The organism is Streptomyces sp. NPDC031670, from assembly GCF_055580545.1.
In genome coordinates this window covers 29,975-53,476 of the sequence record NZ_JBVILC010000026.1, presented here as the reverse complement: position 1 = coordinate 53,476, position 23,502 = coordinate 29,975, and the positions used below count along the sequence as shown (strand labels likewise).

The 23,502-nt window shown below is 71.5% G+C and carries 21 protein-coding genes; 7 read left to right on the top strand and 14 right to left on the bottom strand.

What is annotated here, in order from left to right:
• Positions 1-92 precede the first annotated feature (92 nt).
• On the bottom strand, positions 93-263 hold the full coding sequence (locus tag ACZ5ID_RS32250; protein ID WP_406551949.1) for a DUF5670 family protein: 171 nt from the start codon (positions 261-263) through the stop codon (positions 93-95).
• A 130-nt stretch (positions 264-393) separates the two neighbouring features.
• Entirely contained in the window at positions 394-588 is a 195-nt protein-coding gene (locus ACZ5ID_RS32245) for a hypothetical protein (RefSeq protein WP_468905028.1), read from the bottom strand.
• Positions 589-771: 183 nt separating this feature from the next.
• Here ACZ5ID_RS32245 and ACZ5ID_RS32240 point away from each other — a divergent pair, with 183 nt between their 5' ends.
• On the top strand, positions 772-1,569 hold the full coding sequence (locus ACZ5ID_RS32240) for a helix-turn-helix domain-containing protein (protein WP_468905026.1): 798 nt from the start codon (positions 772-774) through the stop codon (positions 1,567-1,569).
• Positions 1,570-1,613: 44 nt separating this feature from the next.
• On the opposite strand, the gene ACZ5ID_RS32235 is transcribed toward ACZ5ID_RS32240, so the two are convergent.
• Positions 1,614-2,396: a dienelactone hydrolase family protein gene (locus ACZ5ID_RS32235; protein ID WP_468905023.1), complete on the bottom strand. Its 783-nt coding sequence runs from the start codon at positions 2,394-2,396 to the stop codon at positions 1,614-1,616.
• Positions 2,397-2,707: 311 nt separating this feature from the next.
• Here ACZ5ID_RS32235 and ACZ5ID_RS32230 point away from each other — a divergent pair, with 311 nt between their 5' ends.
• The 3 genes from ACZ5ID_RS32230 to ACZ5ID_RS32220 all read left to right on the top strand — a co-directional run bounded on the left by ACZ5ID_RS32230 (position 2,708) and on the right by ACZ5ID_RS32220 (position 6,958).
• Positions 2,708-3,637 (top strand): hypothetical protein, encoded by a 930-nt coding sequence (locus ACZ5ID_RS32230; RefSeq protein WP_468905021.1) that lies wholly within the window; start codon positions 2,708-2,710, stop codon positions 3,635-3,637.
• 308 nt (positions 3,638-3,945) lie between these two features.
• Positions 3,946-5,457, top strand: a complete 1,512-nt coding sequence (locus ACZ5ID_RS32225; RefSeq protein ID WP_468905018.1) for an alpha-L-arabinofuranosidase B — start codon at positions 3,946-3,948, stop codon at positions 5,455-5,457.
• A gap of 685 nt (positions 5,458-6,142) precedes the next feature.
• On the top strand, positions 6,143-6,958 hold the full coding sequence (locus ACZ5ID_RS32220; RefSeq protein WP_468905015.1) for an alpha/beta fold hydrolase: 816 nt from the start codon (positions 6,143-6,145) through the stop codon (positions 6,956-6,958).
• Between the two features lie 255 nt (positions 6,959-7,213).
• Here ACZ5ID_RS32220 and ACZ5ID_RS32215 read toward each other — a convergent pair whose 3' ends face one another.
• On the bottom strand, positions 7,214-7,567 hold the full coding sequence (locus ACZ5ID_RS32215) for a beta/gamma crystallin domain-containing protein (RefSeq protein ID WP_468905012.1): 354 nt from the start codon (positions 7,565-7,567) through the stop codon (positions 7,214-7,216).
• 469 nt (positions 7,568-8,036) lie between these two features.
• On the opposite strand from ACZ5ID_RS32215, the gene ACZ5ID_RS32210 reads away from it, so the two are divergent.
• Positions 8,037-8,600, top strand: a complete 564-nt coding sequence (locus tag ACZ5ID_RS32210) for a DUF4142 domain-containing protein (protein WP_468905010.1) — start codon at positions 8,037-8,039, stop codon at positions 8,598-8,600.
• A gap of 330 nt (positions 8,601-8,930) precedes the next feature.
• Here the strand turns inward: ACZ5ID_RS32210 and ACZ5ID_RS32205 are convergent, their stop codons facing one another.
• Positions 8,931-10,559, bottom strand: coding sequence for a serine/threonine-protein kinase (locus ACZ5ID_RS32205; protein ID WP_468905149.1), 1,629 nt, complete (start codon positions 10,557-10,559; stop codon positions 8,931-8,933).
• A 283-nt stretch (positions 10,560-10,842) separates the two neighbouring features.
• Entirely contained in the window at positions 10,843-11,295 is a 453-nt protein-coding gene (locus ACZ5ID_RS32200) for a winged helix-turn-helix transcriptional regulator (RefSeq protein ID WP_468905146.1), read from the bottom strand.
• Between the two features lie 101 nt (positions 11,296-11,396).
• On the opposite strand from ACZ5ID_RS32200, the gene ACZ5ID_RS32195 reads away from it, so the two are divergent.
• Positions 11,397-12,641 carry an MFS transporter gene (locus ACZ5ID_RS32195; RefSeq protein ID WP_468905008.1) on the top strand — a complete coding sequence of 415 codons (1,245 nt, stop codon included), beginning with the start codon at positions 11,397-11,399 and terminating at the stop codon, positions 12,639-12,641.
• Here the strand turns inward: ACZ5ID_RS32195 and ACZ5ID_RS32190 are convergent.
• From ACZ5ID_RS32190 to ACZ5ID_RS32155, 8 genes are all read right to left on the bottom strand, one after another.
• On the bottom strand, positions 12,638-13,294 hold the full coding sequence (locus ACZ5ID_RS32190; protein WP_468905006.1) for a DUF5701 family protein: 657 nt from the start codon (positions 13,292-13,294) through the stop codon (positions 12,638-12,640). The genes ACZ5ID_RS32195 and ACZ5ID_RS32190 overlap by 4 nt on opposite strands.
• 101 nt (positions 13,295-13,395) lie before the next feature.
• Positions 13,396-13,872: a hypothetical protein gene (locus ACZ5ID_RS32185; protein WP_468905003.1), complete on the bottom strand. Its 477-nt coding sequence runs from the start codon at positions 13,870-13,872 to the stop codon at positions 13,396-13,398.
• A 109-nt stretch (positions 13,873-13,981) separates the two neighbouring features.
• The gene (locus tag ACZ5ID_RS32180) at positions 13,982-16,636 is read right to left on the bottom strand and encodes a caspase, EACC1-associated type (protein WP_468905000.1); all 2,655 of its coding nucleotides are present in this window, start codon (positions 16,634-16,636) and stop codon (positions 13,982-13,984) included.
• Positions 16,633-16,983: an effector-associated constant component EACC1 gene (locus ACZ5ID_RS32175; RefSeq protein WP_468904997.1), complete on the bottom strand. Its 351-nt coding sequence runs from the start codon at positions 16,981-16,983 to the stop codon at positions 16,633-16,635. The genes ACZ5ID_RS32180 and ACZ5ID_RS32175 overlap by 4 nt, the downstream gene beginning before the upstream one ends.
• A 164-nt stretch (positions 16,984-17,147) precedes the next feature.
• Positions 17,148-18,164 carry a DUF5914 domain-containing protein gene (locus ACZ5ID_RS32170; RefSeq protein WP_468904995.1) on the bottom strand — a complete coding sequence of 339 codons (1,017 nt, stop codon included), beginning with the start codon at positions 18,162-18,164 and terminating at the stop codon, positions 17,148-17,150.
• Positions 18,161-19,174 carry a phytoene/squalene synthase family protein gene (locus ACZ5ID_RS32165; protein ID WP_468904992.1) on the bottom strand — a complete coding sequence of 338 codons (1,014 nt, stop codon included), beginning with the start codon at positions 19,172-19,174 and terminating at the stop codon, positions 18,161-18,163. The genes ACZ5ID_RS32170 and ACZ5ID_RS32165 overlap by 4 nt, the downstream gene beginning before the upstream one ends.
• Positions 19,171-20,703 carry a phytoene desaturase family protein gene (crtI, locus tag ACZ5ID_RS32160; protein ID WP_468904990.1) on the bottom strand — a complete coding sequence of 511 codons (1,533 nt, stop codon included), beginning with the start codon at positions 20,701-20,703 and terminating at the stop codon, positions 19,171-19,173. The genes ACZ5ID_RS32165 and crtI overlap by 4 nt, the downstream gene beginning before the upstream one ends.
• Positions 20,703-22,064, bottom strand: coding sequence for a polyprenyl synthetase family protein (locus ACZ5ID_RS32155; protein WP_468904986.1), 1,362 nt, complete (start codon positions 22,062-22,064; stop codon positions 20,703-20,705). Before ACZ5ID_RS32155 ends, crtI begins: the two co-directional genes overlap by 1 nt.
• Positions 22,065-22,306: 242 nt before the next feature.
• Here ACZ5ID_RS32155 and ACZ5ID_RS32150 point away from each other — a divergent pair, with 242 nt between their 5' ends.
• Entirely contained in the window at positions 22,307-23,500 is a 1,194-nt protein-coding gene (locus tag ACZ5ID_RS32150) for a lycopene cyclase family protein (RefSeq protein ID WP_468904984.1), read from the top strand.
• Positions 23,501-23,502 lie beyond the last annotated feature (2 nt).

The following is a 23,502-nucleotide window of genomic DNA, read 5'->3' as shown; positions in this document are numbered from 1 at the left end:
GGCGCACACGACGTGGGGCCCGGCCGAAATCGGCCGGGCCCCACGTCAACCTGTGTCGCCAGCGGTGATCCTCACCGCTGGCGAGAAGCCGCCTACCAGCGGTACCAACGGCCCCGACGACCGCCACTGTCCGCGGACCGGGCAACGAAGCCCAGGAGCCACACGGCCAGCACGATCACCGCGATCCACCACAGTGCCTTCAGTGCGAAGCCCGCACCGAAGAGGATCAAAGCCAGCAGAAGAACGAGAAGCAGCGGAACCATTGTTATCAACCTCCTGGCCACCGGATGCCCTTACATCGCTCCTACATGCATACAATCTGTCAGTTTCTGCGGCGAAGTTCAGGGCAAGCGCATGGGCCATGACGTTGCCCGCGTTACTGCGTCTGATGCGTCACGAGCAACCCACGCTCTCCGCGCCTCGACCGCGGTCGCGCTCGCCCTCGCGGTCTCGACGGAGTCGCCGCGCGGCTGGGTCACACCGTTCGCGCAGTCGGTGGACGAGCGCCCTGGCCGAGGCGACGAGGAGCGCGGCCGGGAGTTCGCCGAGCAGCCCATGAATGATCTCTGCCGACAGGTCGTGCAGCATCGTGCGCGCCTCCTTGAGAAGGAGTGAGGAACTGGTGCGCACAGATCAGTCCCATTCGGCCCGCAGTGGGCTCAGACTGCGGACTTGTTTCGTAATCTGCGTCGGGATCGGCAAAGCCACTGATCGGGCGGGCGCAGGGCTCCTAGGATCCATGGAGAAACAGCGCTGGCTGAGGGGGACTGCGTGGCGGAACCGGTCGGGGTACGGAATCAGGCACAGCTCGTCCAGCAGGTCCGGCTGCTCCTGGAGCAAGCACGGATCCCGGTGCAGGAACTGGCCCGGAGTGCGGGGGTGTCGGAGAACACCATTCGGGGGATGACGAAGGACTCCGCGGGGTTTCCGCAACAAGGAACTCTCGAGCGCCTCGTCAAGGCCTTGGGCAAGGATCCGAGGCCGTGGATGGACGCCTGGCACCGGGCCAACGACTCACGCCCTCGGGTGAAGCGGACCGCAGGCTCCACGCCGACGCAGGCGAAAATCGATGAACTTGGTGACACCGTACGTCAGTTGGCGGGCCGGGTAGCGCAGCTGACCATCGCACAGAGCGCGGCGGACGAGGAACAGGCCGACCGGACGAAGAAGGAGGAGCTCTACCACCGGTTTCTGCACAGCCTGCCCCACCCGCAGTTTCCTCAGGGCACCTGGCTGAACCCCGAGCACACCGAGCCGGGACTCACCTCCGTCCCGGACAAGCCCTGCTACTACAGCTCGGTCGTGTACCAGACCGTGAAGAACATCGGATACCAGGCGGCGAACACCGACAGCCTGCCGAACCTCCTGGGCTATCTGAATTCCCTGGTCTTCTCTCCCGTGACAGGTCACGACCTCGCCAACGAGGGCCCAGCGGCGCCCGACATCGTTCACCAGGCCGCTGTCGACCAATACCTCGGTCAGGTACGCCAGTGTCTGCGCACCTACTTTGCGGAGTTGGCGGAGAACACCGTTTCCCACCCTGACGGGCACGAAAGCCCACCCACCTGACGAGCTCGTGCCGCCAGGGCTCGCCGGGTGGGTGAGGTCGAACGTCAGGCCGGGCCACCTGTCGAAGAGGGTGGCAGGGTGGCCCGGTCTCGCTTCAGGTGCCGGGTGAAGAACTGGGCCGCGGCGTCCCCCGCGAACTGCGGGACGCCAGTGTGCCCGCCGAGATTGGCGTGCAGGGTTTTCTCCCGCGTGCCGAAGGCGTCGAACAGGTCCAGGGCCGCCTGCCGGTCGTTCCCTTCGTCGTCCCACTGCAACAGGACGTGCAGCGGAATGGTGATCTGGCGGGCCTCCTCGAACATGGCGCGGGGTACGAAACTCCCGGCGAACAACACGGCCGCCGAGATGCGCGGCTCCACCACCGCCAGCCTGACCCCGATGGAGATCACTCCCCCCGAGTACCCGACCGGACCGCCGATCTCAGGCAACGCGAGGAGGGCGTCCAGGGCGGCCTGCCATTCAGGGACGCCCTTTTCCACGAGCGGGAGGATGAGGGCGTCGATGATCTCGTCGCTGACCGGCTCGCCGGCCTGCAAGGCCCGGCGCAGGTCGGCGCGCGCCTGCTCGACGGCCGGCCAGCGGGGCCGTTCACCGCTCCCGGGGAGCTCGATGGTGGCGCTGGCGAAGCCGTCCGCCGCGGAGTGCCGGGCCCGTCCCGCCAGCCGGGGGTACAGCTTGGGCAGACCGCCGGGGTGGCCGAGCAGGATCAGCGGCACCGGCGTGGATGCGGACGCCGAGGTGGGCGTCCACAGGATTCCGGGGATGTCGCCGAGCGTGAATGCGCGCTCGATGACATCGTCGTCGAGGCTCTGCTCAGAAGTGAAGTGCATGGTCGTGCCTTTCGGGAGTGCTCAGAGCGGCGCTCCCGGACGACCTGCCTAGCGTCCGACCGTGACCCCGGAGGGGAGCACCCATGTCGATTCCGCGTTCACGGGTACCACCTCCTCGTTCTCTCGCACGGCCGCCGGAAACGTAGCAGCGGTCGCGGTGGCCTGCCAAACGGATTACCGCGCGGAGGTTCCGGATCGAACCGAACGCGCGGCCCGGTGGCGCTGCCGTCGGGGCCCATGAGGCGCGTTCGACGACCTCGACAAGGTCCCTCCGGTCCTCGACACGCCTCATTCCCTCCGTGGGAGTTCCGATGCGTCGCTCCGATCTGCTGACTCTGCTCATCGCCCACACCGGTGATCTACGGCCCGGTGACGGAAGCACCCACGCAGAACTCACGGACCTCCGCCGAGCCGTCCTCGCCGCGGCGCCGCACGCCGTACCGGACGGGCACCGCTCCTCGCAGTCGGCGCCGGACGAGGCATTGCGCCGGGAACTGGAATATCTTGTCGAATCCCACATCACCGGCAACGCGTCCGCGCCGCCCGGACTGCGCCTGTGGCGGCGCGGCACGCCCGGCGACGGCGGCACCCCGCCGGACTGGGCCGTCGCGATGCGTCCCGAGCGGACCTTCGGCCCGTTCCTGGATTCCGAAGGCGGACGCGTCTGGTACGACCTGTTCCATGCGGCCGAGCGCTGGTTCACGGTCCGGTACGAGAGCGGGGGGCCCGTGCTGCTCGCGCTGCCCTGGGAGCCGCGACCGGACGAACGGCACCCGCTGACGGCGGGCATCCCGGCGGGTACGGTGTGGATCGCCGCAGGTCGACTGGACCCGGCAGCACCCGCCAACGCCTGGGCCGGGCTGCGGATCACGTCCATCCAGGCCGACGGACAGGACTGGCGCAACGTCCTGCTGCAGACGCAGTACGCCACCGCAGCCGACGAAGCCCCTCACGACGCGGCCGACCGCCCCTTCTTCCAGAGCATCGTTGTCTTCCCCCACACCACCGTCCGCCAGCGCCTGACCGCCCTGGGCCTGCCGGACGACGCCTCGCTGAGCGTTGTGGCCGTCGAGCTCCTGCCGGCGCGCACCGGTGAACCGCTCGGCACCGACTTGGGCGGCACACGGGTGCTACGGACCTCCGCGCTGACGCCCGTCCCGGAGGTCTGCACACCCGTCAAACCGCTGGTCGCGCTGGGGCATCCGCCGGGCGCCACCAGGGCGGGCCGGCCGCGCCCGTAGACCGTTCACGGCGCCACCGTGCCGGTCAACGCGCCTACTGGCGGGGGGATTTCGGTACATCGCCGGCCGACTCGCGTCCAAAGTGTTGACAGTCAGGGGGAGTTACCTATTATCAATCCTCGTCCGTAATCGCGACCATAGTTCGAAACTTCGAACATGCAGATGTCATGTACATGCCTTTAGGAGCCTCTGGGCTCCTTCGCCCGCGTCGGTGAACGCCGCCGTCCTCACCCACCCCCGGGAGAGAAACCATGTCTGTGGGATCGGTTCGCTCAAGGCCGACCAGGCCATTGGCTCTACTGGCGCTCATGCTGGCCATGGCCGCGGCTCTGCTCGGCGGTCAGGTGTCCGCCGGCAGCAGGGCCGCAGCCGCCGGCTCGCTGCCCTGTGACCTGTACGCAGCCGGTGGCACGCCCTGCGTCGCCGCACACAGCACGACCCGCGCCCTGTACTCCTCCTACAGTGGCCGCTTGTACCAGGTCAAGCGCTCCTCGGACGGTTCCGTGCGGGACATCGGCGTGCTCGGCGCGGGCGGCTACGCCGACGCCGCCGCGCAGGACGCGTTCTGCGCGGGGACGAGCTGCCTCATCACCGTCCTCTACGACCAGTCCGGCCGCGGCAACCACCTCACCCAGGCACCGCCCGGCGGATTCCAGGGTCCCGCGGCGGGCGGGTACGACAACCTCGCCGAAGCCTCCGCCGCACCCGTCACCGTGGGCGGCCACAAGGCGTACGGCGTGTTCATCGCCCCTGGCACCGGGTACCGCAACAACCAGACCAACGGCATCGCGACCGGAGACCGGCCGGAAGGCATGTACGCGATCCTCGACGGCAGCCACTACAACGGCGGCTGCTGCTTCGACTACGGAAACGCCGAGACCAACAGCCGGGACAACGGCAACGGCACGATGGAAACCATCTACTTCGGCAACAGCAAGACCTGGGGCTACGGGACGGGCAACGGCCCCTGGGTCATGGCTGACCTGGAGAACGGCCTGTTCTCCGGAGTCAACCGCGGCTACAACGCCAACAATCCCAGCGTCAGCCACCGCTTCCTGACCGCCCTCGTCAAGGGCGAGCCCAACCACTGGGCGATCCGGTCCGGAAACGCCCAGTCCGGCGGCCTGTCCACCGCGTACAACGGCCCCCGCCCCAACGTCGCCGGATACAACCCGATGAAGAAGGAAGGAGCCATCATCCTCGGTATCGGCGGCGACAACAGCAACGGTTCCGCCGGCACCTTCTACGAGGGCGTCATGACATCCGGCTATCCGACCGACGCCACCGAGAACGCTGTACAGGCCAACATCATCACGGCCGGGTACACCGCGTCCCCCGTGGCCGGCGCGCCCACCGCGGGCTCCCGGGTCTCGCTGCGCGCCACCACCCCTTGCTGCACCAACGACTACCTGCGGCACAACACCGCCGACAGCAACGCCGTCATCGCGGCGACCTCCGCTTCCAGCCCGGCCGCCGACAAGGCCGCCGCCACCTGGATCGTGCGCGCGGGCCTGGGCGACGCCTCGTGCGTCTCCTTCGAGTCCGCCGACAAGCCGGGACAGTACCTGCGCCACTACGACTACCGGCTGCGCGTCGACAGCATCGGCGACGGCCTGTCCCGGCAGGACGCCACCTTCTGTCCGCAGGCCGGCCACCACGGCCAGGGCATCTCGCTCCGGTCCGCCAACTACCCGAGCGACTTCGTCCGCCACTACAACTACGCCACCTACATCGCCGGCGACGGCGGACCGAACGCCTGGGACAGCGCCACCTCCTGGGCCGACGACACGAGTTGGACCGTGACCTCCCCCTGGGCCTGACCCGGACCTGTTGGGCGATGGACCCCATGAGCCTCCGCGGCGGACTGGGGTCCATCGCCTGCCGCCGCGCGGAAGAGCAGGACCCGGTGGCGCCGGTGACCCGTACCCGGAGCCGGCACCGCCCTCCAGGTCCGGAAAGAGCGTTGCCCGCCCGGCACCACGATCCGACTGCGTGTCACCTTCATGCCTTCCTCGGCCGCTGACGCTGCCGCGCACACAACGGGGACATCAGCCACAGTGCTACCAAGAAGCGACCTCGCGCGGGGAGGTGTGTCATGAAGATGATCAAGGGTACTGGGGCGTGGTCGGGCTCGGCCGGCGGCACGGCCGATGGGTGCGGTCGACGCGAGCGAGCGATGAGTTCGGGCGGCGGATCAGGTCTGCCCTGACATGACTCGATTCACCGGCGATCTCCAGGCCGACGCCTCAGTGCCTCTCGACGGCTACGTCACCAGACCCGGTCCCAGCCCGGACACCGGTTCGCACAACTGCCCGGACACCGGCGCCGAGTCCGTGCGCGCACGGTCGTCTTCCGCCGGCCCGAAGGCCGCCACGGGCTGCCCGAAGGGACCGCTCGGCGGGGCGTCGTCGCCGCCCGCCGGCATCTCTTCGATGTGGCCGGCGGGCTCCTCTGCGGCAGGGCCACGATCGACTCGGCCGGTCTACAACGTCTTCCGGTGACCCGATGAGCACGGTCCACGTCAATGGGATCACCTTGGGCATCGAGTCGTTCGGTGGCGAGGACGCGCCACTCGTCCTGCTCGCGGGCGGGACGACGATGCTCTCCTGGCCCGACGCGCTGTGCGAGCGCCTCGCCGCCGGCGGGCGCCGTGTGGTGCGCTACGACCTGCGCGACAGCGGGGAGTCGACGACGGCGGATCCGCAAGCACCCGCCTACACCTTGCGCGACCTGGCCGCCGACGCGGCGGCCCTCATTGACGCGCTCGGCGGCAGGCCCGCGCACCTCGCGGGGATCGGTCTCGGCGGGATGGTCGCCCAGGTGGCGGTGCTCGACCATCCGGGCGCGTTCTCGGCGCTCACACTGGTCGGTACCCGCGCGGTTGCCCCTGGTCCGCCCGATGATGACCTTCCCGGCCATGACGACGAGGCGATGGGTCGACTGTTCACACGTCCGATGCCCGATTGGGCCGACCGTGAGGCGGTCGCGCAGTTCGTCGCCACAGGTGCGGAGATCCTCGGCGACGACCCCGAGGCCGCGCGCGCAACCGCCGCGCGCATCTGGGACCGCACGCCCGGCACCGCACCTCCGGTCCAGATGGCCAACCAGATGGGCATGGCGTTCTCCGGGCTCGACTGCACGCCCCGCTGGCGCGAGCGCCTGGCCGAGATCGAGACCCCCACGCTCGTCGTCCACGGCCACCGCAACCGGTTCTTCCCCTCGGCAATGGCGAGGCGATCGCGCGCGAAATTCCCGGGGCACGGCTGCTCGTCCTCGAAGAGGCCGCCACGGCGATCCCCGAAGGGGCGGTCGGCGACGTAACGGAGGCGATGCTCGCGCTGGGATGAATGGCGGTGCCGCGCCGCGACTATCGACGACCCCCGATGCCCGCCCGACAAGACCCCGGACGCGGGAAAAACCGACAGTTGTAGGCCACGCGGAATCACGTGGCCTACACTGCCGATTCGGTCAGGAGTGAATTCATCCGAGGGGAAATTCACTCAGGACAGGAAGATGACAGGACCGCGGGACCCGAGTCGGCGCGGCATTCCAGGACATCACCTGCCCGCTCGACCGTTACAGGATTTCGATGTCCTTGACCCGCGGGGGACGGTTCGGGAAAGTAATGTCCGTCCACCGGTTGATACGGACCGAGTCGCCATTCGCGTCGTAGTAGATGAGATCGTTGTTGCCCGTCGAGATGCGGTCGACCCACCAGCTACCGAAGGACTTCCGCCCCTTGTTGGCGTAGCAGTCCACGCTGCTCTTGCCGTCCAGGTGCGACCAGATCTTGAGGAAGTTCTCGCCGCCACGGCACTCGACGTGGTCGATGGCGAACGCGTTGCCCGTGGGCATGGCCACGGTGACGGCCGTGGTGGCGGCAAACGCCACGATCACGGAGCGGGCAATCCTCTTCGTCTTCGAGATCACAAGTTCTCCTTCATTCGATGCTCGAACGGGGAGGCCACATCGGGGTCGCAGAAAGGAAGGCATATTCAAACATTCACCCACCTCAGCGCGAACCTGCCATTTTTTCCATCCCCGGTATCCGTTTTTCATTCGTCAAGAAGACGGCATCTCCTCCCCCCTTTCTCGCCCCGCGGGGAACGGGCACGCCACCTCTCTCGTTGCGGTCCCTTACTTCTTGTACCGACCATGCACATCACCGGCCAAGGGCTGAACGGGCAGTCCGGGAGGCACGCTCGCTGCCCGGCGGCGCACCTGGGCATCACACCGACCGCACGGAGAGCCATTCCATACCGTCACGCACGGTGACGTGAACGAGCGCCTCAGTGACGATCGGCTTAGCCTGACCGGGGAGGTGCCCAGGCCCGGACAGACTCCGAGCCGTTCAGCACTCGTCGGGTCCTCCCCCGGTCCACGGATACGTGGAGGTTCCATGCGACTCGCCCACATGTACTCAGCAGCTGCCGCATCCGCGACGCTGGTTCTGGCCGGCGCCACGACCGCCTTCGGTGCGCCCAGCCCGTCCCCGGCCGCGGCCCCGGACACGGTCTTCCTGCAAACGATCCACCAGGCCAACCTCGCGGAGATAGCCGCGGGCAAGGACGCCCGTACACACGCGAAGAGTGCCTGCGTGAAACAGGTCGCCGCGATCCTCGTGCGCGACCACACCATGCTCGACAACAAGGGCGCGGCTCTCGCCAAGACCAAGGGCCTGTCCCTGCCCAACGCACCCACAGCGGCCCAGCAGAAGCAGTTGAGCGCGCTGAGGTCGAAGAACGGCACGACCGGCTACGACACCGCGTGGCTCAAGGACCAGAACACCAGCCACCAGCAGGCCCTCGCGCTGATCGACAAGGAAGTCTCCACGGGCAAGGACACGCAGATCCGTGCGGCGGCCAAGGCGGCGCGGCCGGTGGTGGCCGAGCACCTCAAGATGGTCCAGGGCGGCACGTGTCACATGCCGACCCCCTCTTCCACCGCCTCGCCCAAGCGGTAGCGCAGAGCCCGCGCACGCCCAACCATCACCGGCGCAGCACGGCCCCACCACCCTGGCGGCGCGCGGCCGAAGGGAGCGCAGACCGGCGGTGCGGTTGGGCCAACAACCTTGAATGCGGCGGGCGCGTCCTGTCCACGGTGAACGGCCGTGGACAGGGCGCGCCCGTTCGTTCGTCCACGGGGAGGAAACATGGTGGGAACGAAATGGTCTGCCGCTTCAGGGGGGCGCGGGGCTTGCCCCGCTTGCCGTGATGGCATCTGCCGGAGCACCTTGCCGGGGCCGGCAGGGTTTCGGGCGTCGTGGAGGGGTGAGCGCTGCCCAGATACCCACTCAGCAGCGCACCAGTTTGCCGCTCTTCAGAGTGGATTTGTCGCTGAACAGCCAGCCTTCGGTGGTCGTGCCCTGGATACGGGCGTAGATCCACTTGTTGCCCTGGGCATTGGTGACGTAGCAGTGGTAGTACACCTTCACCCCGGACTTGACCACGGTCACATAGGAGCACACCGCGTACGGCCCGGTGTAGAGGTGGGTGTTCTGGGCCACGTAGCCGTAGCCGTCACTGCGGTTCGAGTGCGCCCAGCCGGTGCACGTCGTCGATACCGGGACGGGCTCCTTCACCGTGGAACTGGGCTTGGCCTTCGGCGAGTCGGAGGGGGACGCGGTCGGTTTGCCGCCGGGCTTCGGCGTTGCCCCGGTCTCCCGACCCCCGCCCTTCTTCGGCGAGGAGCCGGACGGACTCTCGTCGGGGCCGATGGACGTCAGGTCCCCCGGGAACGTGGGGCCGTCGGTCGTGTCGGACATGTCACCGCCGGTGGCACTGCGCGCAGGGGAATGCGCCGCGTCCGTCCCGCCGCCGTCCCCGCCGCCCCGCATGTCCACCAGGGCGTAGGCGCCTCCGCCGCAGGCGAGGACGGTTGCAGCCGCGACCGCGACAACGGTACGGGTACGACGGCTGCGCCCGCGGACCTTCGTCGTACTGGTCTCGGGACGGCCCCCGAAACCACCGTCCGCGCCGAACGCCCCATCTGGCCGCGGCGGGCCGCCGTAGCCGCCGGTCGGCGGCGTGTGGGCGACGACGGACCCGGGGGCCGGCTGGAGGAACGGCGCCGCGGCGGGACCGAAGCCGGGCGGGGGGCCGTGCTGGAGGGGCGGTGCCGGCGCGGGGTCCGGGATCCCGCCCCCGGCGACCGCTTCCAGCATTTCGCGCGCCTGCGCGGCGTCGGGCCGTTGCGCCGGATCCTTGGCCATCAGAGCCTGGAGCACCGCGGTGAGCGGCCCGGCTCGCCGTGGCGCCGGCAGCGGCTCGCCGACGATCGCCGCCAGCGTGGACCACACCGACGTACGGCGGAAGGGCGCAGAGCCCTCCACCGCCGCGTACAGCGTCATACCGAGCGCCCAGATGTCCGAGGCGGCACCCGGCTCCCGGCCCTGTGCGCGTTCCGGGGGCAGATAGTCGAGGGAGCCGACGATCTGGCCGCTCTGGGTGAGCTTGGCCAAGGCGTCCTCGCCGGTGGTCTCCATGCTGGCGATGCCGAAATCGGTGAGGACGACCCGGCCGCTTCGTTCAAGGAGGACGTTTCCGGGCTTCACGTCCCGGTGCAGGACCCCGGCCCGGTGTGCCGCGTCGAGCGCGTCCATCAACTTGGCGCCGATCGCCGCCGCTTCGCGCGGGTCCAGCGAGCCGCGCTCCGCCAGCACGTCGTCGAGGGAGGGCCCGTCGACCAGTTCCATGACGATGACCGGCAGCCCCTGCTCCTCGACCACGTCGTGGACGGTGACCACGCCGCTGTGCCGGATACGGGCCGCGGCCTGCGCCTCCCGCCGCATCCGCACCCGCAGATCGGCCAGTTCGGCCTGGGAGGCGTCGGTGTAGGTCCGTACGACCTTGACGGCGACCTCGCGGTTCAGCAGCTCGTCCACCGCCCGGGCGACCACACCCATGCCACCGCGTCCGATCATCGCGGTCACGCGGTACCGCCCGCCCAGCACTACTCCGACCAGCTCCGCGCCGTTCGCCCCCGTCACCTGTCACGCTCCTTCGTCGCACGTCCAAGATCCGCCACGTGGCAGGCACCAGCGTAGGGGGACGCGGGCGGGCGGGTTCGCACGGCCCATCCGTGAAGGCTCCGACGCGCCTTCACACCGCCACGAGAGCTGCCCTGCTGCGACCGTCGTTCGTCCCACCCGGCTGGGGAATCACCGGCAGAGCGGCCTGTGGGTACCGGGGCCGGCCCCGCTCACATCACTGGGCGGGGACCTTATGGACGGTGGTGTCGTCGGGGTTCAGCCGTCGCCCGTCCGCGGACAGGACTTCCAGTGGGCGCAGACGCCGCCCCTCTCGGCGGTCGACCAACTCCGAGTGCGGTTCGTCGGGGGCGAAGAAGTTCTGTTCGCCCCATTGCCGCAGTGCCACGATGACGGGGAAGAGCGCCTCGCCCTTGGGAGTCAGTACGTACTCGCGGTAGGCGCTGCCGTCCGACGCGGGGACGGATTCGAGCACACCCCCGTCGACCAGGGTGCGCAGACGCGCGGTGAGGATGTTCTTCGCCACGCCCAGGCTGCGCTGGAACTCTCCGAAGCGCCGGCTTCCGTCGAAGGCGTCCCGCACGATCAGCAGGGACCACCAGTCGCCGATCGCGTCCACCGACCGGGCGACGGGACATTCACTGTCGTCGAAGCGCGTCCTGGTCACCATGGCGTCCGCGTCCCTCACTCTCCTGATGGTTGCAACATGCTACCAAGAAAGTTACGGTCAGCACTGGTAGCAAGATGAAACCAGAATGTGGAGGAGTGCTGATGCCCGGCAACAGCGAGGCCGCGACGCAGCGGCCTGAGGCCCGGAGTGAGGAAGACACCGCGTTCGTTCTGCCCCGGGGTCTCGTCCTCCTGTTCGCCGTCGCCTGCGGAGCCGCGGTGGCCAACGTCTATTTCTCCCAGCCGCTCCTGGTGACGATGGGCCACGACCTCGGCATGAGTCCGGCGCTGGTCGGCAGCCTGGTCACCCTCACCCAAGTCGGCTACGCGCTGGGGCTCTTCTTCCTCGTGCCGCTGGGTGACGTGGCCGACCGCAGACGGCTCATCGTGGTCCAGCTGCTGCTCCTCGTCGTGGCGTTGACCGTGACAGCCACCGCCCGCACAGCGGCGATCCTGCTCGCAGGCATGGCCGCGATGGGGCTTCTCGCGGTCGTCACCCAGACGCTGGTGGCCTTCGCGGCATCCCTGGCCCCTCCCGCCGGGCGCGGACGCGTCGTCGGTACGGTCACCAGCGGTGTGGTCAGCGGCATCCTGCTCGCCCGCACGGCATCCGGCCTGCTGGCCGATCTCGCGGGCTGGCGCTCCGTCTACTTCGCCTCGGCATCCCTCACCGCCCTGCTCGCCCTGGTCCTGCACCGCGTGCTGCCGCGCCCCGGTGACGCGCCGACGACAGCCCTGCGCTACGGACAGCTCCTGCGCTCCACGATCGCCCTGTTCGCGCGGGAACCGCTGTTGCGCTTACGGGCCCTGCTCGGTCTGCTGATCTTCGCCGCCTTCAGCACCCTGTGGAGCAGCGTCGCGCTGCCGCTCAGCGAAGCGCCGTACTTCCTGTCCCACAGCGCGATCGGGGCGCTGGGGCTGATCGGTGTCGCCGGCGCCCTGGCCGCGGCCGTGGCGGGCCGCCTGAACGACCGCGGACTTTCCCGGCGGACCACCGGCATCGCCCTGGCCCTGCTCGCCGCCTCGTGGCTGCCCTTGGCGTTCACCCGCGACTCGCTCTGGGCCCTGTTCGTCGGGGTGATCCTTCTCGACCTCGCCGTACAGGCGGTCCATGTCACCAACCAGACCCTGATCTACGCGCTGCACCCCGACGCGGGCAGTCGGTTGATCGGCGGATACATGGTCTTCTACTCGATCGGCAGCGCCACTGGTGCCATCGCCGCGACCTCCCTCTACACGGTGGCCGGCTGGGGAGCGGTATGTGCCCTGGGAGCGGCGTTCAGCTGCCTCGCACTGGCGTTGTGGGCGTTCACCCGACACAGCACCCCGGGCCCCGCCGCCGGCTAGATCCTGCGGTCCGTGGCGGAGGCGAAGCCCAGCCAGGTGTGGCGGTTGCCCCACCAGCACCAGCCGACCTTCGGGGCGTCGCGTCGGTCACGGCCGTCCCGCCCGGTGCCGTTGCTGATCCAGATCGCGGGAGTGCGGGCGTCCAGGAAGCCGTTGGCCTTGCGCAGCCGGGACCCGATGGTCATGAAGCAGTGGTTGCGTTCAAGAGCCGCCGGCTGCTGGAGCACCCAGTGGATGCCTTCGGTGAGCAGCAGCGGGGTGCGGTTCTTCTCGGTGAGGGCGGGCAGCGCCTCTTCCGGACTCCAGTTGGCCAGGTGGTCCCCGCGGTCGACGCCGGTGATGAGGTAGAGGGGAGCGTCGGGCAACTCGACGGCGCGGGGGGCGAAGTGGTCGACGTCCGGCATGTCGGTGACGACGAAGCCCGGCTTGCCCTCGCGGCGCAGCAGCGGTGCGAGGGCGGACGCGGGGACGCGGTCCGGGTGGACGGCGAGCAGGGCGTGGCTGTCGGCGCGGCCGGCGTCTCTCGCGAAGGCGCGCAGGTCCTCGGCCGGCAATCCCGCGAGCTGATGCACACCAAGGGCGATCAGGTGTTCCGCCTGGGTGCTGAGCGGCGGGAGAGAGAGCACGGTGACGGTGGACGACGTAGCGGGCAAGGTACTCCTTCGGTCGCGGCGTGGAGCGGCAGACCTGGGGTCAACGAAGCGCCCCCTCTCGGTGTTCCCGGCGACCGCGCCGCGACAGGCCCAGGCAGGTGTCAGTACTGCCAATGGGGACGGCCGCTCACCATCCGGCAGTGAATCGTCCTGCCGTTCGCGGCATGCGTGGACCGCCCCAGGTCGGCTTTGCGGCAGAACTGGCCCGCGTTGTAGCAGTTGCCGGCGTTGGAGACGATCTCGCAACTGCCGGAGTGGACGGAGCCGGTGGCCTTCGCACTGGGGTGGCTGGTCGGCGTCGCTGACTTCGGGGTGCGCGGCTTGGTGGGTGCGGGTGCCTGGGTGTGCGGCTTCGTGCTCGCGTGGTTCGGCGCGGGAGCGGAGGAGGTGGCGACGGGCGTGGCCGGAGAGGAGGGGGAAGGGGAGGCGCCGGCCGTGGTGGCGGTGACCGAGGGCGGTGGCGGGGTCGCGGTGGAGTCGCCGTCCTGGCAGCCCGCCAGGGTCAGGGCGGCCACCAGGGCCGCGCCCACCACAGCGGCTCTGCCGCGCCGCACACGGGAGGGTCTGGGTATGTCCATGGCTGAGCACTCCTCGTACGGGATCGAATCGGGCACGCGGCGTCCCTGCCGCTCGTGCCGCGCAGCAGGCTACGCTCCCGGCACCCGTCATACGGGGCGAACGGGCGACTCACTGGGGCCGCTGAGGGTCCGTCGGTCCGGGAGTGGCGGGAAACCGCGAGACACCCATGGCATGGCCCGTGCGGACCGCCCGGGACGAGGGATGGGCGATGGCTCTGGTCGACTGTCCTTCCTCGATACCCGGACCGTGACGCAGCTGGTGTGCCTGGTCCATCAGGCGTACGGCGGGTGCGTGGTTGCCCAGCGCCCATTCGACCTTGGCGAGGAGGCGGTAGGCGTAGCTGAGCGACGCGGGATCGGCGATCGCCGCGAACCGCTCCAGGGCAAGGCGTGCGGGGGAATGCGCCTTCTCGGGGTCCCCCGTCTTGCGCAGCGCCTCGGCCACCGTCGCGAACGCGTGCGCCGCCCCCTCCCGATCGTCTCGCTCGTCCAGCAGCAGGGCCGCCCGCCGAGCCGGTTCCACCGCCTGCGCATACTGCCCGGCGTAGATGCGCAGCGCCGCCTCGCCGACAAGGCACTCGGCCAGCAACCCCTGCTCCCCGGCCTCCTCCGCGTGGGAAAGTGCCTCGGTCTGGAACCGCAGGGCCTCGTCGACGAGGTCGGCGGCCAGCGCCCGCTCGGCGAGGGTCATGAGGTGCCGGCCGTACGAAGTCCCGTTCGGGGGCGCCTGCGCAGCCGCGCGGACCAGGGCGGCGGCCACGTCCTGGCGGGTGGCCGAGGAGCCGGACACCGCCCACAGGGCCTGGTCCTGCCGGGGGTGGGTGCCCAGACGGGCGAGCGTCGCCCGGGCCCGGTCTGCCCCGGGCCGGTCGCTGCTGCCCGTGGCATACCGATAGGCGGCGTCGGCCTCCTCCCTGGCTTCGTCGGTCCTTTCCTCCGCGTCCAGCGCGTCGGCCACGTCACAGCTCAGCTCGGCCGCCGGGCTCCACCGGTCCTGACGCGCCGCACGCGCCGCCGCACGCAGCTCTCCCAGTGCGGCGGCCCGCCAGGTCCGGGGCGGCCCGTCGTGGTGCGCGGCCCCCAGTCGACTGCGCAGATGCCCGTACAGGGCGGCCCGCCGCCGGGCCTCCGCCGCGGGCGTGGTGCGCGAATAGCTGCGGTAGAGCTCGTGGAAGGCGTAGCGGGCGCCCGCGCGCTGGAGGAGGCCGACATCGACCAGCTCTTCCAGCATCAACCCGCAGATGCCCGGCGGCAGATGACACAGCGCCGCGGCGGAGTGGCGGTCGAAGTCGGGCCCGGGGTGGGCGGCACAGTCCTGGAGCGCCCGCTGTTGCTGATCGCTGAGAGCCTCGTACGAGACGGTGAAGGCCGTACGGACGCGGTCGTCGTCCTCGTGGAGGTGTTGCAGCGGCCGGTCCGACTCGCGCATGGCGTCGAGGAGCAGGTCGGGCGGGGTGCGGCGGAGCCGGGCGGCGATGGGGCGCAGTGCGAGCGGGAAGCAGCTCAGCAGTTCGGCGATCTCGGTGAGTTCGCCGGTGTGGCCGGTGAGCCCGCTGATGTCCTGAAGCAGCGCCACCGCGTCGGCCACCCGAAGCGGGGCCAGTGCGTAGTGGCGCACCTGGTGCGGCGCCAAAGCGTCGGAGAGCGAGGCCCGGCTGGTGACCACGATCAGGGCGTCGAGGGGCGTGGCGTCGGTCCGGGAGAGGTCGGCGAGACTCGTTATGTCGTCGAGCAGGACGACCGGCACTCCCGCGGTCCTCGGCTCCTCGCTGTTCTCGCTGGCCTCGCTGTCCTCGCCGGCCTCGGCGAGCCCTTGGCAGAGCTCCACCGCGAGCGCCGACTTGCCCACCCCGGGAGGGCCGTGGACGACGAGGACGCCGGGGCCGTGGGCCGCCAGCGCGGTGAGCTCCCGCAGCTCACGCTCGCGCCCGAACAACCGGGTGGCGGGCAGCGGTTGCGGCACACCGGAGTCTCGGCCGGCTTCGGGCGGGGTCGGCGCGGTGAACGCCGGGTTCCGGAAGATGGCGATCCGCTCACCGGAGTTGTGGGCGCCGATCTGCGGGTGCTGGGGGTGCTCGCGGGTACTGAGGGTCTGGTGCAGCCGGGTGTGGAGGGTGCCGAAGTCGAGTACCGGACCGGCCTCGGGCACGCCGGTGCGCAGCAGCGCAAGCATGGCGCCGGTGAAGGCCGACAACTCCTCGTCGGCCGGGGCGTAGGCCACCTCGGTGGCCGCGCTGGAGGTCAGGACGCACACGCCGTCAATGTCGGCGGCCTGCCGCAGCAGGGTCTCCGGGGCGCTCATGCCTCCTTCCACGGCCGCCCCGCTGAAGCAGCAGTCGAGGATCATGGCGCACTTGAGGCCGTGCCGCCGGTGTGCCGCCCGTACTTCGTCACGGATGTGCGCGTACGGCAGGGCCCGCCACATCTGCTGTTCGTTGGAGTCGTGCAGGGCGAGATGGAGTTCGGTGGGCCGGTCGGGGTGCAGCAGGCCGTGCCCGGCGTAGTAGACGAGCAGCGTGTCGGTGGCTTCGCCCACCGCCGCGTAGATGGCGCGCATGACGTCACCGCCGTGGGCCTCGCCGTCGAGTACGCGGCAGCTCTCCGGTGCCAGACCCCACACGGCGTCGTCGCACAGGGCGTCCCGCAGCGCCTTGATGTTCCGCTCCACGGAGGGGATTTGGGTGAGGCGGCCGTCCGGGGAGTACCGGGGCACGCCGATGAGGACCGCCCGGGAGGCCGCCGGGTCGGACAGCAGAGCCGTCATGCGTCGGACTGCTCCCGCTCCTCGCGGGCTCGCAGTATGGACAGCACGTCCTCGGCCGTTCCCTCAAGGACGGTCCCGTCGCGCTCGGTGATCCGCACGATCGGCTTCCGTACGCCCCGTGGGCGCCGCCAGGCGGCCGTGGTCACGAGCAGCCCGAGCAGGCCGACCGTGCTGTTCGCCACGGCGGTGATCGTGTCCACGGACCCCATGGCCGTGGCCGGTGACGCGGGAGCGGCCATGGGCTCGATGGTGATGCCCGCGCGCGCCACGGACGGGTCGCGGCGCAACCACCCGGTCAGGGCTGTGGCACTCGCCGCGCTCTCCGCACTGATCCGTACCTCGGCCATCCCGCTCCCCCGTGGATCATGTGACCACCATCAGCTCAGCATGGTCAGGATCCCAGTTCGGTCGGGCGATTGGGAAGACTTCCCGGCCTTTCCCCCGGCAGAGGGACAGGGTTCCGCGGGGCCGGTCCACCACTTGGCAGGGGCCGCTCCGGTACCGCCGGGCCTCACCCCGGGAAGCGGCCCGTGGAGCGCAGTCGCCAGCGCCGTTCGGCATAGGCGAGGTCGTCCCGCCAGAGCCGTCCGGCGGCGGCGCGGATCAGCGGGCGCAGCACCGGGGCGGCCCGGCGTGCCAGGGCGAAGCCCGCGCGGTCGGAGGAGGCGACGACCGCCTCGACGACCGCTGTGCGCGGGCGGCCCCGTTCATCGGGTCCCAGTGGGGTGGCATGCGTCTCCACGACGCTGCCGGCGCCCTCCCCGCGCGTGATGCGCATGACCACGGTGCGCGGTTCCGGGGCGGTGAACACCGCCCGCACCGGCACCACCAGCCGTCCGGCGACCTTGAACGACACGTCCACGGTGAAGCTGTCGTCGTCCTCGCGGGCGCTGTGCCCGGGCACGTCCAGCACGGTGAGATCGACGAACGAGTACGGGTGGAACCAGGCGCCGTGCCAGGGGTCCAGCCGATTGGCCAGGACGTCTTCGGGCTCGCAGGTCCCCACGCCGGTGTAGACGGCCGACACGGCCCGGGCCGGTGCGGGGCGGACGGGGACGACGGGTGCGTCGAGCGGCTGCTCGCCCCCGACGTCGTCCAGCCGGACCCACACCAGCACCCCGTCGTCGTGGACCGGCCACGGGCTCCAGCCCGCGAACGGGGCGCCCGCCAGGGCGAGTCCGTGCCAGTGGCACACCAGCCGCCCGCAGCGTACGGGGCTGTCCTTCAGCGGAGCCCCCAGGTGCGGGCAGATGCCGGGCCCTCCCACCGCGCGCCCCTCGGCGTCGCGCCAGACGACTACTTCGTGCCCGGCCACGGTCTGGGCCAGCGGCCGGCCGCCGTCCAGGCCGTGCGAGGCGCCCACGACGTACCAGTTCCCCGACGGACGCGCCTGGGCCCGCTTGACGGCCGCGGCGATCAGGCCCGGCTTGGCCTCGCGCCAGGTGGGCTGCTGACGCGCCCAGGGAAGCGCCCGCCCGCGCAGGGACAGGGGCAGCCGGGCGCGCCGGTCCGCCGGTTCGGGCTTCACGCGACCTCCTCGTGAACCGGGCGGCGCGAGCCGGTGGACGCGGGAGGGGACGGGAGGTCTGCATCCGGCTGCCGCCCGCGGACGCGCAGCCGTGCCGCCGCGACGCGCACCAGCCCGTCGGCGGCGACCGTCGCACGGCGTCTTCGGGACACCGCCGCGCGGCGGTGCACCACGGCGTACCCGTCGGCGGCCACGGCGTCCAGGATGCCCCCGTACAGCACGCAGGCGGTACGGACGCACGGCCGCGAGACGTCGGCGAGCATGGGGATCCCGGGCACGGCCTCGCGGTAGACGCCGCGGGTCAGGGCTTCGAACTCGCGCAGCGCGGCCGTGATACGCCGGTCGGGGCGGCCCGTCGCGCGGCTCCAGCGCAGCAGCGGCCGGTCGGCGCCGTGTGCCGCGAGCAGGTCGGCGGGCAGGTACACCCGGCCGCGGTCGAGATCCTCGCCCACGTCGCGCAGGAAGTTGGTGAGCTGGAAGGCGACACCGAGCGCAGCCGCGTGCGGAGCGGCCACCTCCCGTGGCGCGACCGTGCCCAGGACGGGCAGCATCTGGAGTCCGATCACGGCCGCGGACCCGTGCATGTAGGAACGCAGCTCGGCGTAGGTGGCGTAGCCGGTGACCGACAGGTCCGCGCGCATCGCCGCCATGAAGTCGGCGAACAGTCGGTGGTCGATGGCGTACCGGCGTGCCGTGTCGGCCAGGGCCAGTACCACCGGCTCGTCGCCGCCGCTCCCCCGCAGGCCCTCGGCCAGCGTGCCGTGCAGGGCGCGGAGCGCGGCGTCGCGGTCGTCGACGCCGACCGTGGGATCGAGGGTGTCCACGATGTCGTCGGCCCAGCGCGCGAATCCGTAGAGGGCGTGCACGGCCGCCCGGTGTTCCACCGGGAGCAGCCGGGTGGCGAGGAAGTAGGTCCTGCCGTGGCGGGCGTTGAGCCGGCGGCACTGGCGGTAGGCCCGGCGCAGCGCGGGATCGGTGATGCCGGCGGCGTCGAGTTCGCGATCGGTCATGCGGGGGTCTCCTGGGGAGGGACGCGCGGGCCGTGCCGGTGTGCACGGGCAGTGGCTCCGGTGATGCGCGCCGCCGCGAGCTTGCCGGAGAGCAGCACGGTCGGCACGCCGACGCCCGGGGTGGTGCCGCAGCCCGCCAGGACGGCGTTGTCGGTGCCGCGGACCAGGTTGCGGGGCCGGAAGGGGCCGGTCTGGGGGAAGGTGTGCGCGGCGGAGAAGGGGGTGCCCGCGGCGTGTCCGAGCGCGTGCCAGGAGGCGGGGGTGACGAGGCACTCCTCCTCGATGGCGGACGCGATGCCGTCCAGGCCGCGCCGCTCCAGCTCTCGCAGGAGGGTGGCGCGGTAGCGGGGTGCCAGGTCGTTCCAGGCGCCGGGGCCGGGTCCGATGTCGGTGTTGGGGCACGGCGCGAGGACGTAGTGCAGGTGTTTGCCGGGTGGGGCCAGGCCGGGGTCGGTGGCGGTGGGCCGGGTGATCAGCAGGGAGGGGTCGCTCATCAGGTGTCCGGTGCGGGTGAGTTCGTCGAAGGTGCTGTGCCAGGCCGCGCCGAAGGAGAGGGTGTGGTGCGCCAGGTTCGGCCAGGTGCGGTCGGTGCCCAGGTGCAGCACCACCGCGGACGGCGCGTGCCGCAGGCGCAGCGGCCGGCGGGGGCCGCGGCCCAGAAGCCGGTAGGCGACGGGCAGATCGGTGGTGAGGACGACGGCGTCGCAGGGGATGCGGTCGTGGTCGGTGACGACGGCGGTGACGGTGCCGCCGGAGCGTTCCAGGCGCACCACCTCCTGGCCCAGGCGCAGTTCGGCGCCCGCGTCCACCGCTGCCGCCGCCATGGCCCGGGGCAGTGCGTGCATGCCGCCGCGGGGGAAGTACACCCCGGCGACGGTGTCCATATAGGCGATGACCGCGTACGCGGCGAGCGCCCGGGCCGGGGGGACTCCGGCGTACAGGGACTGGAAGGTGAAGACGCGGCGCAGCCGCTCGTCCTTCAGGAAGCGCCCGATGCGGGCGTCCAGTCGGCCGAATCCGCCCAGGGCGGCCAGCCGCGCCAGGTCGGGGGTGAGCAGGTTCAGCGGCGAGTCGAAGTTCGCGTCGATGAAGCGGCGCATCTGGGCGCGGTAGACGCGCTGGAGCCATTGCCGCAGTTCGCGGTAGCCCGCGGCCTCCCGGGCCCCGGCGAAGCGCTCGACCTCCGCGCTCATCGCCTCCGCGTCGGTGTGCACGTCGAGGCCGCTGCCGTCGGCGAAGGTGGCGCGGTAGGCGGGGTGGAGCGGGATGAGTTCGACGCGTCGGCGCAGGCTGTCCCCGACGGCGGCGAAGGCCTCGTCGGCGAGGTGGGGCATGGTCAGGACGGTGGGACCGGTGTCGAGCCGGTAGCCGCCGAGGTCGAGGCGTCCGGCACGGCCGCCGGGCAGCGGGTCGCGTTCGACGACCGTCACGCGCCGTCCGGCGCCCAGCAGGTGCAGGGCGGCCGACAGTCCGGCGAGCCCGGCCCCCACGACCACCACGTGGTCGGTGCGTCCCGGCACCGTGCGCATCACGAACGCGCCCTCTCGGAGCGGCGCTCCACCGGCTCGGAGCGGCACTCCAGCCGCTCCGGGCGGCCGGTGCCGGACCCGTCGCCGCCGGCTCCTCCCGTACCGCCACCGCCTCCCGCACCCGCCACGGAGTGCAGCAGCGCGCCCAGTCTCCGCCCGGCGACCGGATCCAGGGCGGCGCCGTCGAGGTGGCGCAGCGCCTGGTCCACGAGCTCCTCGATCCGGGCCTCGGCGCTGTCCCTGGCGCCCGTCGCCACCAGGACCTCGCGGACCTCGTCGAGGTCGGCGCGCGTCAGGTCCGGGCGGCCCAGCGCGCGTTCGAGTACGGCCAGGGCATGCCGGTCACCGGCGGTTTCGAGCCGCTGCCTGGCCAGGGCGACCAGCCAGGTCGGCTTGCCCTCGCGGATGTCGCTGCCCGCGGGCTTGCCGGTGAGCCGGGGGTCGCCGAAGACGTCATTGAGGTCGTCGCGCAGTTGGAAGGCCATCCCGACGCGCTGACCGGCGCGGCACAGCTCCCGCCGCGTGGCCTCGTCCGCGCGTGCCAGGGCGGCACCGAGCGCGAGCGGCCGTTCGACTGAGTAGCGGGCGCTCTTGAGGCACGCGGTCCGCTGCGCGCGGACCAGCGAGTGCGAAGCCGTGGCCTGACCCTGGACGTCCAGGTACTGACCGGCGATCATCTCCGTCCGTATGTCGCTCCACAGCCGGCGCACCGCGATCGCGGTCCCGGCCGCCAGTGGTGTCTCCGCCAGCAGATCGTCCGCCCAGGACAGCGCCAGGTCCCCGGCGAGGATCGCGGAGGCGTCGGCGAAGGAGGCGAGGCGTACGGGTGGGACGGCGCGGGCGTACTGCTCGCGCACGTCGGTGTGCAGGGCGGGCCGTCCGCGGCGCAGAGCGGACCCGTCCATGACGTCGTCGTGGACGAGCGCACAGGTCTGCAGCAGTTCCAGGGCGGCGCCGATGCGCAGCGCGGCGGCGACCGGCGCCCCGTCCGCACCGCCGCACGCCCGCAACGACCACCACAGCAGCTGGGAACGGGTCCGGCCGCCGCCCCGGCTGAAGCGCGCGACCCGTTCGGCGATGTCCGCGGCGAAGAGCGGGTCCAGTGTCCGTGCCCGCGCGACCCGGTGGGCCAGGACCTGGTCCAGCACGCGCCCCACGGCGCCCCGCACGTCCTGGTCCACGCGGTGGGCCGCCGCGGGCTTCGCGCACGGCGACTGCGCCACGGCGCCGCGCGCGCGGCCCGCCGTTGGAGCCGTGCGGCCATATGGCCGCACCCAGGCGGTGGAGGCCGACACGGCTGTCGTGCGCGGTACGGAAGGCGGACCGTCCGTCAGGTGATCGGTCGCCGGTGAGCGGCGCATCCCGGTTCCTCTCGTCGTGCTTGCGTGCATCGCTTCGTCCCCGCTGACTACGCGCCGAACAGCCGGCACGGATGCACAAGGGGCGACATACGCCACGGACACGGGCGCATGTGTTCCCGTCCCTGGCCGGTTCGCGCACCGACAGGCCGCAGTCACCCGAGCGAGTGGCCTGCATCCGATCGGGCCCCCGGACAGGAATGCTGGGGGCGGGGCATCACGAGAGCTGGAAGAAGGAGGCCGCGGTGTTCGAGGCGGATGTCGTCATCATCGGCGCGGGAGCGGCCGGACTGTCGCTGGCGCACCGGCTGTCCGGGCCCCGTTTCCGGGCGCGCGCGGGCACGGTAGCCCTCATCGACGCGCCGCCCGGCCCGCTGCGTCCGCCCCGCCGGACCTGGTGTTTCTGGGAGTCTGGTGCCGGCCGCTTCGACGCCGCGGTCTGCGCGTCGTGGCAGCGGTTACGTGTCCGGCCGCGCACCGGCGCGCCCGTCGAGGGCGATATCGCACCGCTGCGGTACAAGATGATCAGGTCGGACGCGTTCGAGGCGCTGGTGGCCGCACAACTGGCCCACCATCCGGCCGTGCGGCGGCTGGAGGCCACCGTGGAGGCGGTGGACGACGGCCACCTCGGGGCCCGCGTCCATCTGCGCGACGCCCAGGACCGTCCGCGCGTGCTGCGCGCCCGCTGGGTGTTCGACTCCCGTCCGCCGGGCAGCCTGCCCGCCGCGCGCACCACCCTGCTGCAGCACTTCCACGGGTGCTTCGTCCGCACCGCGCGCCCCGTCTTCGACCCCGCCACCGCCGATCTGATGGACTTCCGCACCCCCCAGCCCGTACGCGGCCTGTCCTTCGGCTATCTGCTGCCGCTCACGCCCCACGAGGCCCTGGTGGAGTACACCGAGTTCTCGCCGCAGGTCCTGACGGCCGCTCAGTACGAGGCGGCGGTAGGCCACTACACCACGGATGTGCTGGGCCTCGGCGCGCTGGAGGTGGTCTCCACCGAGACCGGCGTCATCCCGATGTCGGACGCCCCGCTGACCCGCCAGACAGGGGCGTCCGTGTTCCGTATCGGCGCCGCGGGCGGCGCGACCCGGCCCGCGACCGGCTACACCTTCGCCGGACTGCAACGCCAGACCCGGGCGGTGGCCACGGCGCTGCACCAGGGCCGCAGACCCGTGCCGCCGCCCGCCCACTCGGCCCGCTCCCGCGCGATGGACGCCGTGCTGCTGCGCGCCCTGGAAAGCGGCCGGGTCGAGGGACCGGAGCTCTTCGCCCGCCTGTTCAGGAGGGTGCCGCCGGGGCGGCTCCTGCGGTTCCTGGACGGACGCACCCGGCTCCACCAGGACCTCGCCATCGGGCTGCGCACCCCTGTGGCACCCATGCTGCGCTCCGCGCTGGAGCTGCCGTTCCTGCCCCGCCGCCCCTACGAGCTCACCTGACC